We start from the raw sequence: 12,524 nt of genomic DNA, 5'->3' as shown, positions 1-12,524 counted from the left end.
CGGGTTTAAGCGGCGAGCAGCAGGCGGGCGAGATAGACACACAACACGCCGGTGGCCATGGCCGCAAACAGGTTGCGGGTCACGACATAGACCAAGGCGGTCGCGGCGGCAGCGATGATTTCGGCCGGGCTGCCGGTGACAAGCGCGGGTGCTACCAGGGCAGCGAGCACGGCACCGGGGATATGCTTGAGCCAGGCAGCGGCAAAGCCGTGCTGGGGCAGGCGATTGGCGAGCAGCAGGCCGCCGGCCTTAACCGCAAAGCTGACCAGCGCCATGCCGGCAATGGCGTAAAGGGCTTCGGGGCTAGTCCACATGACGCACCTTGTCGGCGATGGCGCCGGCCAGGCTGCCAACAATGCCGCCAATCAGGATGTGCCAACTGCCATCGAGCAGTCTGGCGGTGATGATAGCCGTCAGCGCGGCAACCGCCCAGGGCAACAGGTCGGCTCTGGATTTCCACATGCCCAGCAGCAGCACCAGAAAGGTGGCGGTAAAGGCAAAGTCGAGCCCAAAGCGGGCGGGGTCGTCAATGACCGAGCCCAGGATATGGCCGGTCATGGTGGTGGCCATCCAGCAGGCATAGGCCAGCGCGCCGCCGCCGAGCAGAAAGGCGACGCTCCCGCGCCCCTTTTTCATTTCCAGTACGGTCATGGCCCAGTTTTCATCGGTCACCAGCGCCATCATCAGGGCGCCCTTGAGGCCGGAGTCCGGCTTGAACAGCGGGCGCAGCGTGGCGGTGAGCAGCAGGTAGCGCAGATTGACGATCAGCGCGGCAAGGATCAGCGCCCCGATGGGCAGGGTGGCTGGTGTTGCCGTCCACAGATCCAGCGCCACGAACTGGGCGGCACCGGCAAAGACCAGCCCGCTCATCAACATGACTTCGAGCAGGCTCAGCCCGGCACCACGCGCCAGCACGCCCCAGACCATGCCATAGGCGGCCACAGAAATGATCACGGGGATGCAGGCGCGCGCACCAGCATAAAACTGGTCGGCAAATGTCTGGTCGGTCGGGGCGATGGCGCTCATGGGCCCAGCCATAGCGTCCCGGCGCGGTTCGCGCATCGCAAAATCGTGCCGGCGGCGATGACAAGTGGTGATGGCCCCCATTGGCCAGCGTGATAGCGACATGGCGATTGACGCCTTGTGGTGGCGGGCCTAGTGACGAGGCCGGTCGGACCAGATTGACTGTTGCTGGCCGTGGTCCAAGAGCGGTTTGAAACGTATTGAGTTGGCGCCGGCCATCAGCATTGTGCCTGATGGCGTTGCAGCGTCAGGTTCCCGGAGCTTTTTCATGACAGTGCAATCTCGCCCTCTCTGGCAGCGATTTGCCGTCTTCCTTGTGCCGCTGATGGCGGCCAATATCCTGCAGGCGCTTTCGGGCACGGTGAACGCGATCTATGTCGGGCAGCTGGTGGGTGTTGATGCGCTGGCCGCGGTAGCGGTGTTTTTCCCGATCCTGTTCTTCCTGCTCAGCTTTATCATCGGGCTGTCTTCGGGCTCGACCGTATTGATTGGTCAGGCCTGGGGCGCGCGCAATCTGGTCAAGGTCAAGCAGGTGGCCGGCACGACACTGTCGGCAGCCATTGCGCTGGGGCTGGTGGTCTCGCTTGTCGGCGGGCTGTTTACCGAGCAGATCATGGCGGTGCTGGGCGCACCGGAAAACATCCGGACCCTGGCGGTGGGCTATGCGCGCATCATGCTGATCAGCATGCCGGGCTTTTTCGTTTTCATCGTGGTCACCTCGGTGCTGCGCGGGGTGGGCGATACCATCACGCCGCTGTTCTCGCTGATCCTGTCGCTGATGGTCACCATGGTGGTGACCCCGGCGCTGATCCTGGGCTGGGTGGGGCTGCCACAGCTGGGGGTCAATGCGGCCGCGGTGGCGTTTGTCTGCGGCTTCCTGACGGTGCTGAGCTTTCTGCTGATCTATATGCGCGCCCGCAAGATGCCGCTGGCGCCTGATGCGGTGCTGCTGGGCGCCATGCTCAAGCCGGACTTCAAGCTGCTCGGCCTGATCTTGCGGCTTGGCGTGCCGGCCGGGCTGCAAATGGTGGTCTCGGCGGTTTCGGGCATTGTCATTGTCGGGCTGGTCAACCGCTTCGGCTCGGAGGCCACTGCGGCCTATGGCGCGCTGGGGCAGGTGATGAGCTATGTGCAGTTTCCCGCCATGTCGATCGGCATTGCTGCATCGATTTTCGGGGCGCAGGCGATCGGGGCGGGTCAGATCGACCAGCTGGACCGGATCACCCGCACCGGCTTCGTGCTCAACCTGATCATTACCGGTACGCTGGTGCTGATGGCCTATCTGTTCAGCGAACGGCTGGTGGCGCTGTTCATCACCGATCCATCGGTGATCGCGGTCACCGAAACGCTGCTGCATGTGGTGCTGTGGAGCATTGTCGCCTTTGGGGGCAGCGTGGTGTTTTCGGGCGTGATGCGCTCGAGCGGCACGGTGCTGGCGCCCATGGCGCTGTCGATGGCCTGCATCCTGCTGATCGAGCTGCCCGGTGCGGTCTGGCTGAGCCAGACGAGTTTGGGGCTGACCGGTATCTGGGTCGCCTATGCCGCCAGTTTCCTGATGATGCTGGTGCTGCAGGCTGGCTGGTACTTCTTTGTCTGGAAGAAAAAGACCATTACTGCATTGGTTTAGACCCTTTCGCAGCACGTTCAAAAGGCCCGGCATTATCCGGGCCTTTTTTTGTGGACTTGACTCCACTGGAACCAAGTAAGATAACTTACTTAGTATTGGAGGCATGGCATGGCAGCACGGGCAAACAAGAGTGAGGCACTTTGGAAAGCGGCGTCGCAGGTTGCCTATGAGCGCGGCCTGGCTGGGCTGACGCTGGCCAATGTGGCCGAAGCGGCCAAGATGCCGCTGGGCAGCCTCTACTATTATTTCAAATCACGCGACGACATGGTCGACGCCGCGGTGGGGAGGATCCACCGACGCTTTGAGCAGTTGCGCACGGAGTGGGACGGGCTGGGCGATTCCCGGCTGGCACTGCGCGCCTTTGCCAATATGACCGCCGAGCAGACCGATAGTCTGGCGCGCCATGGCTGTCCCATCGGCACGCTGGTGGCACAACTGGGCAAGAAGCAGCAGGCCGGTACGGGCGATGTCGGGCAAGTGTTTTCCCAATTGTGCGACTGGGCCGCGGGGCATTTTGTCAATCTGGGGCTGGCGCCCGAGGCGGCCCGTTTGGCCGGGCGCAAAATGGTGCGTGATCTTGAAGGCGCCGCCATGCTCGCCCACGCCACTGGCGACACCGATCACATCAGTGAGGTGGTGTCCGAAATTTTGCTGCAGATCGATCAACACGCAGGAGGAACCAGTCATGACTGAGATCAACACGGTGCTGGTCACCGGTGCCACGGGCTTCCTGGGTGCCCATATTCTGGCGGCCCTGCGTGACAGGGGCATCACCACCATTGCGGCCTGCCGCTCCCCGGAAAAACTGCCAGACTGGTTCGATGGAGCGGTTCGCCAGGGCGATCTGACCGATCCGGGCTATCGCAAAAGTCTGGTCGAGGGTGTCGATGCCATCTGCCATGCGGGCACCTGGGGAGCCTTCTGGGGCCATGAAGATGAGGAGCGCCGGCTGTTCCTTGAACCCACCATGGATCTGATCGATCTGGCAGCGGAAGCGGGGGTGGGGCGGTTCCTGCTGGCCTCGACGCTGGTGGTGGGCCAATTGCCAGGCAAGGGGGGCGAAGTCGATGATTTCAGTCCCATGCGCAAAACCGGATTCTGGCCGCACCTGGATATGCTGATCGATATTGATCACCACATGCGGGCGCTGGCCAGCCCTGTCAGCGGCATGGTCAATATGCGGCTGGGCCATTTCATCGGACCGGGCAATCGGGTGGGCTTTGTGCCCGCAGTCATTCCGCGGCTCAAGACACGGCTGGTGCCGTGGCTGGGCAATGGTAAGGCGCGCATGGCGCTGGTGACCGGCGAGGATATGGGGCAGGCCTTTGCCCTGGCCGCAACCACGCCGGGTCTGGCGCCCTATGAGAGCTTCAATATTCATAGCGGCGCGTTGCCCAGCCTGCGCGAGGTGTTTAGCCATATCGCGGCTGTGGCCGGGGTGCCCAAGCCGCTTTATGCGGTGCCTTACTGGGCGGGCTATCTGTTCGGGGCGCTGATGGAGACGCTGCCTACCCGCACCCCGTTTCTGACCCGCTCGCTGGTGCATGTCAGCGAAGACTGGAACACCCCCATAGAGCATGCCTGCTCGGCACTGGGCTACCGGCCCAGCGGGGATTGGCGACAAGCCATCACCAGGGCGGTTGAAGAGCGTCGCAAGACTGGATTTGCCTGGCCGGCACTGACGCAGGCACTGGCCTAAGTGTGCCGCTTGGGCACGGGAGAATATTATGACGAGACTGGTTGAGGGCGCGCGCGCGCCGCATTTCGACACTGTGGACAGCTTTGGCGAGCCGATTTCGCTGGCGGCTTTGCGAGGGCGCAAGGTGATGCTGTCGTTCTATCGCTACGCGGCCTGTCCGCTCTGCAATATGCGGGTCAATGCCATGACCCGACGCCATGCCGAATGGGCTGCGCAGGGGCTTGAGGTACTGGCGGTGTTTCAGTCTTCGGCCGAGGAAATCGGGCGCTATGTCGGGCGGCAGGATGCGCCGTTCCCCATCATTCCAGATGCGCCCATGACCCATTACCGCCGTTTTGGGGTGGAGAAGAGCTGGGGTGGGTTTTTCATGGCCAGCCTCAAGCTGGACGTGGTGATCAAGGCCATCATGCGCGGTTATTTCCCGACCAGTTTTTCTGGCCCGCTTAACCGGCTGCCAGCCGATTTCCTGATCGACGAGAATGGTCGGCTGGTGCGGTGCTATTACGGCACCGATGCCGCTGATCACCTGCCATTTGAAGAGGTCGATGCCTTTGCGGCCAGACAGAGCGCCAGCAGGCTGATCGCGGTCTAGCTGACTTCAGCGTTTCCGAAAACATATGGGCACCAACCGCGTGGTTGGTGCCCATATTGCATTTTGACGCCGGCTTGTGCCCTAGGCCTGGCCTAGAACTGGCCGTGGCAGTGCTTGAACTTCTTGCCCGAGCCACAGGGGCAGGGCGCGTTGCGCGACACGCCGACCAGCAGGGCTGGATCGATGGGCTTGAGCGACGGATCGCCGCCAGTGGCACCCAGCGAATCGGCGACGGTATCGCCACCATCGGCGTCGTTTTCACCGGTCAGCGGATCGATATGGGTTTCGCGCAGGGCGCTCAGATCAGCTGTCGGCGGCGCAACCGGGCGGGGCTGCAGTTCGACATGGCTGAGCTGCGTGGTCACCAGCTCGCGCAGGTTCTCCAGCAGGCTCTGGAACAGCTCATAGGCTTCCTGCTTGTATTCGCTGAGCGGATCGCGCTGGGCGATGCCGCGCCAGCCCACCACCTTGGACAGGTGATCAAGCGTGACCAGATGCTCGCGCCACAACCCGTCAATGGACTGCAGGACGATGGATTTTTCCACCTGACGCATCACGGTTGGGTTGGACGAGCCAGCCGCTTCCATGGCGGTGATGGTGCGGGCTTCCTTGGCGGCAGCGTGTTCGTCGGCGGCAGCGAGCAGGCGCTCGGTGACGATTTCGGCGTCGATGCCTTCCTCGGCCGCCCACTCAATGACGGGTACGTCGATATTGAGATAGGTCTTGGCGGCTGCCTGCAGCTGCTCGGCCTTCCACTGCTCGGGATAGGAGCGGGCGGGGATGGCCTTGGACACGATATTGGCGACCACGTCGTGGCGCATATCGATGACGATTTCGCTGATATCTTCGGCGTCCATCATTTCGAGGCGCTGTTCGAAGATCACCTTGCGCTGATCGTTCATCACGTCGTCGTATTTCAGGATGTTCTTGCGGATATCGAAGTTGCGCGCCTCGACCTTGCCCTGGGCGCGTTCGATGGCCTTGGACACCCATGGGTGGGTGATCGATTCGCCCTGTTCCAGACCCAGCTTGCCGAGCATGGAATCCATGCTGTCGACCGGGAAGATGCGCATCAGGTCATCCTGCAGGCTCAGGAAGAAGGCGGAATGACCCGGATCGCCCTGACGGCCGGAACGGCCACGCAGCTGGTTATCGATACGGCGGCTTTCATGGCGCTCGGTGCCAATCACCATCAGACCGCCAGCGGCTAGCGCCTTGGCTTTTTCCTCGGCAATGGTGCGCTTGATCTCTTCGATCTTGGCCTCGCGTTCGGCGCCTTCAAGATCAGCGGCTTCCTTTTCGATGCGCATTTCGAGATTGCCGCCGAGCTGGATGTCGGTGCCGCGACCAGCCATGTTGGTGGCAATGGTGATGGCGCCGGGCAGACCGGCATCGGCCACGATGTGGGCTTCCTGCTCATGGTGACGCGCATTGAGCACGTTCATGGTGCCGACATTCTTCTGGCGGAGCAGTTCGGCCAGCATTTCGGACTTTTCGATCGAGGTGGTGCCTACCAGCACGGGCTGGCCGCGGTCCTGACATTCCTTGATCAGATTGGCGATGGCCTCGAATTTTTCCTCCGCGGTGCGGAAGATGGCGTCTTCGTCATCGATACGCTGCACCGGCACGTTGGTGGGGATGGTCACCACGTCGAGCTTGTAGATATCGGCGAATTCCTCGGCCTCGGTGGCGGCGGTACCGGTCATGCCGGCCAGCTTGTCATAGAGGCGGAAATAGTTCTGGAAGGTGATCGAGGCCAGGGTCTGGTTTTCTGGCTGGATCTTGACGTGTTCCTTGGCTTCAAGCGCCTGATGCAGGCCCTCGGAGTAGCGGCGGCCCGGCATCATGCGGCCGGAGAACTCGTCGATGATCACGACTTCGTCGTTGCGGACGATATAGTCCTTGTCCTTGCGGAACAGCTTGTGGGCCCGCAGCGCCGAATTGGCGTGGTGCACCAGGGCGACGTTTTCCACGTCGTACATGGAATCGGACTTCAGCAGCCCATCCTCGGCCAGCTTGGCCTCGAGCTTTTCAATGCCGGCATCGGTGAAGGTCGCCGAGCGCTGCTTTTCATCGAGCTCGAAATCGCCCTCTTCGATGATGGGCATCAGCGCGTCGATAGTGGTGTAAAGCGTAGAGCGATCCTCGGACGGACCCGAAATGATCAACGGCGTGCGCGCCTCGTCGATCAGGATGGAGTCGACCTCGTCGACGATGGCAAAGGCGTGGCCGCGCTGCACCATCTGATCGCGGGTATATTTCATGTTGTCGCGCAGATAGTCGAAGCCGAGCTCATTGTTGGTGCCGTAGGTGATGTCGGCAGCGTAAGCCTGCTTGCGCTCCATATCGGTCATGCCGTGCACAATGGTGCCGGTGGTCAGACCGAGGAAATTGTAGATCTGGCCCATCCAGGCGGCGTCGCGCTTGACCAGATAGTCGTTGACGGTGACCAGGTGAGTGCCCTTGCCGGTCAGGGCATTGAGATACATGGGCAGGGTTGCCACCAGCGTCTTGCCTTCACCGGTGCGCATTTCGGCAATGCCGCGCTCATTCATCACCATGCCGCCGATCAGCTGCACGTCGAAGTGGCGCAGGCCAAGCACGCGCTTGGAGGCTTCACGCACCGTGGCAAAAGCGGGGACGATCAAATCGTCGAGATCAGCGCCCTTTTCGAGCTGCGCCTTGAACTCGGCAGTGCGGGCCTGCAGCTGCTCGTCGCTGAGTTTTTCAAGCTCGGCTTCGAGTGCATTGATGGCAGTGACTTTGCCCTGATAGCGTTTGACGTGCCGATCCGATGTAGACCCGAAAATCCGCCGGGCGAGCGCAGCTAGTGCCATGTGTCAGGTCCTTCGATTTACTCATCGGGGGCGCGGTCGGGGGTGCGGATGGGCCCCGCCAGGCCATCGTCAGCGCGATGAGAAAGCCTTTCCGGCTTTGAATTTATGTATCCCCGCCGGGCGGCGGAAAAGCGCGTGAGATGTAAGAGCGGGCCCTTGTCTTGTCAACGTCGCCGAAATCAGCGACACCTGCCTTGGCCTGCCGGAATCCGGGCAGAAACGGGGCTCGGAGCCCTTTGGTTGCTGACGAAATGGGGCGTGGCACAATTTGGCCGCCTTAGGGTGTCAGCCAGCCAAGCAAATATTCAATGGCACAATCTGCCAGTCACCAACGCGCCGGGACGCGCTGCAACAGCGCCGGCCAAGGAGATCGACCCCATGAAATTTTCCCCCATGCGCCTCGCCTGCACCGCTGGCGTGATTGCCGCAATGATGGCTGGCACCGCGCTGACGCCGTCCATGGCGCAGGACGCGCCGGCCGCTGTCATGCCCGAAACCGTGGTGGCCACGGTTGACGGTTCGCCCATCACCGAGGCCGATCTGGGGTTTGCCGCCGAAGATCTGGCGCAGGAGTTGCAGCAAATGCCTCCAGAGCAGCGCAAGCCGTTTCTGGTGCGGGTGCTGATCGACATGAAGGTGATGGCCAAGGCTGGCGAAGCGGCGGGCATGGCTGACACCCCCCTGTTCAAGCAGCGCCTGCAATATCTGCAGGACCGTTCGCTGCGCCGCGCCTATTTCGCCGAGACCATTGCCCAGGGCGTGACCGAAGAAGCCGTGCGCGCTGAATATGACAAGCTGGTTGCCGACTTCCAGCCGAGCCCGGAAATCCGCGCCAGCCACATTCTGGTGCCGACCGAGGAAGAAGCCCAGGCCGTCAAGGCCGAGCTGGATGGCGGCGCTGACTTCGCCACGCTGGCCAAGGAAAAGTCGATTGATCCGGGCGCGGCCAATGGCGGCGATCTGGGCTTTTTCGGCAAGGGCATGATGGTCGCGCCGTTCGAGACGGCCGCATATGGACTGACCGAGATCGGTCAGGTGTCCGAGCCCGTGCAGAGCCAGTTCGGCTGGCACGTCATTCGTCTGGAAGAAAAGCGCGATTCCGCGCCGCCAGCGTTCGAGCAGGTGGCCCCGCAGCTGCAGCAGCAATTGCTGATGACCACATTTGACGACACGGTTGCCAAGCTGATGGAAGGCGTGGCGATCGATATTCCGGATGCCGAGCTGTCCGCAGCGGTGGACGCACAGACCGAAACCGAAGCACCAGCGCAGTAAAACCTGGTTCAGGTCCCGGGGGCGCTGAGCCCCCGGACCATCTGCCGGGCCACCTGCCGCAGTCTTGCCGGGTCCCGTTCGAGCCGCTCGGTGAGCAGGCGCTGCCAGATAAAGCCCGCCACCATATCGGCGGCCAGTCCCACATCAATATCGTCGGCCAGTTCGCCCCGCTCCACGCCCCGCGCGAAGATCGTGCCGGTCTGCTTGCGCCGTTCGCGGGCATATTCGGCCAGTGCCGCTGCAGCGGTGGCGTCGCGCTGGGCCTCGGCAATGACGTAGCGAAAGATCTGGCCAGCGCCGCTATCGCCCCAATGGGCAAAAATTCCGGTCAGGAAAACCAGCAGGTCCTCTTCAACTGACCCGGTGTCGCTGTGCACATTGGCGGGCTTTTGCCGATGATAGACATCAAGCAGCAGGGCTGTCTTGTTGGGCCACCACTTATAGATGGTGGGCTTGCCGGCGCGGGCGCGCTTGGCCACCGCCTCGATGGAAAACCCGGCAATGCCGGCTTCGGTCACGATGGCTTCGGCCGCCATCAGAATGGCGGCCTCGGTCTCGGGACTGCGGCGGGCGCCGATGGAACGGCGGCGGTCTTCGGGTTCGGGCTCTGGCGTGCTCATGGACACAATATCGGGCAATTCGGTACCGAAGAAAAGGACTTGAACGAAACGTGTCGTTCCGTTACATAACGAAACGTACCGTTTCAATTGGGAGATGACAGATGTCTCTTGCTGCCCGCCTTCGCCTGACCCTGATGATGACCCTGGCCGTCTATCCTGTGGTGACGCTCTATCTTTACGTTCTGATGCCTCTGACGACTGGCTGGACCATCTGGCAGCGCAGTCTGATCCTGGTGCCCATGATGTCGGCGACAATCGTGCTGGCCGTGGTGCCGTTCATCAATCGCCGCTTTGGCGCCTTCATCGCGGGGCGTCAGCCAGCCGCCTGACGACGCAGCCCTGGGCGTCAGGGCAGACGTCCCCTTCAGCTTCCGGCGCGGTGTATCTCGCGCCGTCTTGCGAATGGCGCATGTTTGGGGCACACCAAAAGCCTGTCTGCTCGCAACAAGGTTCCGCCCGATGGCCCATCCGGTTTCTCCGCTCGCTCCAAAATCCTATCCGGAACTGCCCGCCATTGATGGCGTGCGCTTTGCCACTGCCGAGGCGGGCATCAAGTACAAGAACCGCACTGATGTGCTGCTGATGGCGTTTGACGCGGGCACCACGGCGGCCGGGGTGGTCACCAAATCGAAATGCTCGTCAGCGGCGGTGGATTGGTGCAAGGCCAATCTGCCCGGCGGCCTGGCGCGCGGCCTGGTGGTCAATTCGGGCAATGCCAATGCCTTTACCGGCGCCAAGGGCGCGCAGAGCGTGGCGCTGACGGCCGAACTGGCCGCCAAGGCGCTGGGCTGCAGCACCGCTGAGATCTTCCTGGCCTCGACCGGAGTGATCGGCGAGCCGCTTGATGCCAACAAGTTCGAAGGTGTGCTCGATACCATGGCGACCCGGCTGGGCGATGGTCCGTGGATGGACCCGGCCAAGGCCATCATGACAACCGATACCTTCCCCAAGCTTTATGGCGCGATCCTTGAGATCGACGGCGTCGAGGTCAAGATCAACGGCATCGCCAAGGGCAGCGGCATGATCGCGCCCGATATGGCGACCATGCTCAGCTTTGTGGTCACCGACATGCCAATTGCCGCGCCCGTGCTGCAGGCCCTGCTGAGCCGTCACGTAGCCACCAGCTTCAATGCGGTCACCGTTGATAGCGACACCTCCACTTCCGATACGCTGCTGGCCTTTGCCACCGGCAAGGCGGCGGTCGAGCCGATCGAGAGCCTGGATGATCCGCGCGCCGAGACCTTTGGCGAAGCGCTGCGTGATGTGCTGTTTGATCTGGCCATTCAGGTGGTGCGCGACGGCGAAGGCGCCACCAAGCAGGTCTCTGTGCATGTCGAGGGAGCGGTCGACGATGCCAGCGCCTTCCGCATCGCCAAGTCGATTGCAGATTCCCCGCTGGTCAAAACTGCCATTGCCGGCGAGGACGCCAATTGGGGTCGTGTGGTGATGGCTGTGGGCAAGGCGGGTGAGCCCGCTGATCGCGACAAGCTCTCGATCCGCTTCGGTGATCTGCTGGTCGCCAAGAATGGCGAGCGCGCCCCGATCTATGACGAGGCTGCCACCAGCGCCTATATGAAGGGCGAGGATCTCGAGCTCACCGTCAGTCTGGCGCTCGGCGAGGGGCGGGCCACGGTCTATACCTGTGATCTGACCCATGGCTATATCACCATTAATGGCGACTACCGGAGCTAGGCATGGCATTGCCCAGTGCTGCGGTGTTCGAGCAGGCCGGGCTGAAGGCGTGGCCGGGGATCGAGGTTGAGTGGGATGGCGCCTGGGTGCGCCGGGCCACCAATGGCTACACCAAGCGCGCCAATTCGGTGCAGAGCCTCGACATTGCTGATGACGCCAATGCACCCGCCCGGCTGGCGGCCGCGATCGACTGGTTCGGCGCCCGTGGCCTGCCGCCGGTATTTCGCATCACGCCATTGGCGGGGCCCGGCATAATCGCGGCGCTGGATGCCCAGGGCTGGGGCAGTCTTGACGCCAGCTATCAGTACGCCATGACGCTGACCCCGGGCGCGCCCGAGCCGGGTGGCCAGACCTATGATGTGTTTGATCCGGACTATCTGGCGATCCACCAGCGGCTGGCAGGTTATTCCGAGGCCCGGCAGGCCGGTCTGAAGGGGTTGCTGGCGGTGCTGACCGTGCCGGCGCGTGGCATTGTGCTGCGCAATGATGCCGGTGTGCCGGTGGCCTCAGGGCTGATGGCGATTGCCGATGATATTGTGGTCACCGGCAATGTGGTGACCGATCCCGGCCAGCGCCGCAAAGGCCACGCCGCCGCGATGATGCGGACGGGTCATGCCTGGGCCTATGGGGCGGGCGCGCGGATTGCCGCGCTCAATGTGCAGGCCGACAATGTCGGGGCGCAGGCGCTCTATCAGGGCCTGGGCTACGCCTATCAATATGATTATCACTATCGTCTTCCGGGGGGCTTATGAGCCAGTCCATTCTGCTCGTGGTCGCCTGTGTGCTGGTTGATGCGGACCGGCGCGTACTGATTGCCCAACGCCCGCCGGGCGGCTCCATGGGCGGGCTGTGGGAGTTTCCCGGCGGCAAGGTCGAGCCGGGCGAGACGCCCGAAGCCGCGTTGATCCGCGAGCTTGAAGAAGAGTTGGGCGTGTCCACCAAGACCGCCTGTCTGGCACCGCTATCCTTCGCCAGCCACTCTTACGAGAAATTTCACCTGTTGATGCCAGTTTACGTCTGCCGAAAATGGCAGGGTACACCGGAGCCCAGGGAGCATACCGCACTTAAATGGGTGCGGCCGCAGGCCCTGCGGGACTATCCAATGCCGCCGGCCGACGAGCCGCTGATCGCCGCCCTGTGTGATCTGCTCTAGCCCGTTGTG

Annotated in this window: 13 protein-coding genes; 9 read left to right on the top strand and 4 right to left on the bottom strand. The window is 62.6% G+C overall.

Annotation, left to right across the window (positions count from 1 at the left end; genetic code table 11):
• Nucleotides 1-5: 5 nt before the first annotated feature.
• Both KD146_RS15330 and KD146_RS15325 read right to left on the bottom strand, forming a co-directional pair.
• Nucleotides 6-314 (bottom strand): AzlD domain-containing protein, encoded by a 309-nt coding sequence (locus tag KD146_RS15330; RefSeq protein WP_212659714.1) that lies wholly within the window; start codon nt 312-314, stop codon nt 6-8.
• A complete protein-coding gene (locus KD146_RS15325; RefSeq protein WP_212659713.1) occupies nt 304-1,026 on the bottom strand; it encodes an AzlC family ABC transporter permease in 723 nt (240 codons plus the stop codon). The genes KD146_RS15330 and KD146_RS15325 overlap by 11 nt, the downstream gene beginning before the upstream one ends.
• Nucleotides 1,027-1,291: 265 nt before the next feature.
• Between KD146_RS15325 and KD146_RS15320 the strand changes: the two genes are divergently transcribed.
• From KD146_RS15320 to KD146_RS15305, 4 genes are all read left to right on the top strand, one after another.
• Nucleotides 1,292-2,650 carry an MATE family efflux transporter gene (locus KD146_RS15320; protein WP_212659712.1) on the top strand — a complete coding sequence of 453 codons (1,359 nt, stop codon included), beginning with the start codon at nt 1,292-1,294 and terminating at the stop codon, nt 2,648-2,650.
• 108 nt (nt 2,651-2,758) lie between these two features.
• Nucleotides 2,759-3,343, top strand: coding sequence for a TetR/AcrR family transcriptional regulator (locus tag KD146_RS15315; RefSeq protein ID WP_212659711.1), 585 nt, complete (start codon nt 2,759-2,761; stop codon nt 3,341-3,343).
• The gene (locus KD146_RS15310; protein ID WP_212659710.1) at nt 3,336-4,349 is read left to right on the top strand and encodes an NAD-dependent epimerase/dehydratase family protein; all 1,014 of its coding nucleotides are present in this window, start codon (nt 3,336-3,338) and stop codon (nt 4,347-4,349) included. The genes KD146_RS15315 and KD146_RS15310 overlap by 8 nt, the downstream gene beginning before the upstream one ends.
• Nucleotides 4,350-4,377: 28 nt before the next feature.
• Nucleotides 4,378-4,941 (top strand): peroxiredoxin family protein, encoded by a 564-nt coding sequence (locus KD146_RS15305; protein WP_212659709.1) that lies wholly within the window; start codon nt 4,378-4,380, stop codon nt 4,939-4,941.
• Between the two features lie 92 nt (nt 4,942-5,033).
• On the opposite strand, the gene secA is transcribed toward KD146_RS15305, so the two are convergent.
• Nucleotides 5,034-7,778, bottom strand: coding sequence for a preprotein translocase subunit SecA (secA, locus tag KD146_RS15300; protein WP_212659708.1), 2,745 nt, complete (start codon nt 7,776-7,778; stop codon nt 5,034-5,036).
• 378 nt (nt 7,779-8,156) lie between these two features.
• Between secA and KD146_RS15295 the strand changes: the two genes are divergently transcribed.
• The gene (locus tag KD146_RS15295) at nt 8,157-9,050 is read left to right on the top strand and encodes a peptidylprolyl isomerase (protein ID WP_212659707.1); all 894 of its coding nucleotides are present in this window, start codon (nt 8,157-8,159) and stop codon (nt 9,048-9,050) included.
• An 8-nt stretch (nt 9,051-9,058) separates the two neighbouring features.
• Here the strand turns inward: KD146_RS15295 and KD146_RS15290 are convergent, their stop codons facing one another.
• Nucleotides 9,059-9,670: a TetR/AcrR family transcriptional regulator gene (locus KD146_RS15290; protein WP_212659706.1), complete on the bottom strand. Its 612-nt coding sequence runs from the start codon at nt 9,668-9,670 to the stop codon at nt 9,059-9,061.
• Between the two features lie 101 nt (nt 9,671-9,771).
• Here KD146_RS15290 and KD146_RS15285 point away from each other — a divergent pair, with 101 nt between their 5' ends.
• From KD146_RS15285 to KD146_RS15270, 4 genes are all read left to right on the top strand, one after another.
• A complete protein-coding gene (locus KD146_RS15285) occupies nt 9,772-9,999 on the top strand; it encodes a putative antibiotic biosynthesis monooxygenase (RefSeq protein WP_212659705.1) in 228 nt (75 codons plus the stop codon).
• A 130-nt stretch (nt 10,000-10,129) separates the two neighbouring features.
• Nucleotides 10,130-11,362: a bifunctional glutamate N-acetyltransferase/amino-acid acetyltransferase ArgJ gene (argJ, locus tag KD146_RS15280; RefSeq protein ID WP_212659704.1), complete on the top strand. Its 1,233-nt coding sequence runs from the start codon at nt 10,130-10,132 to the stop codon at nt 11,360-11,362.
• Nucleotides 11,363-11,364: 2 nt separating this feature from the next.
• Entirely contained in the window at nt 11,365-12,114 is a 750-nt protein-coding gene (locus KD146_RS15275) for a GNAT family N-acetyltransferase (RefSeq protein ID WP_212659703.1), read from the top strand.
• Nucleotides 12,111-12,515, top strand: a complete 405-nt coding sequence (locus KD146_RS15270) for a (deoxy)nucleoside triphosphate pyrophosphohydrolase (RefSeq protein WP_212659702.1) — start codon at nt 12,111-12,113, stop codon at nt 12,513-12,515. The genes KD146_RS15275 and KD146_RS15270 overlap by 4 nt, the downstream gene beginning before the upstream one ends.
• Nucleotides 12,516-12,524: the final 9 nt, after the last annotated feature.

Origin of the sequence: Devosia litorisediminis (assembly GCF_018334155.1) — a bacterium.
Taxonomy (GTDB): domain Bacteria; phylum Pseudomonadota; class Alphaproteobacteria; order Rhizobiales; family Devosiaceae; genus Devosia; species Devosia litorisediminis.
This window is presented reverse-complemented; position numbering and strand designations above follow the sequence as displayed.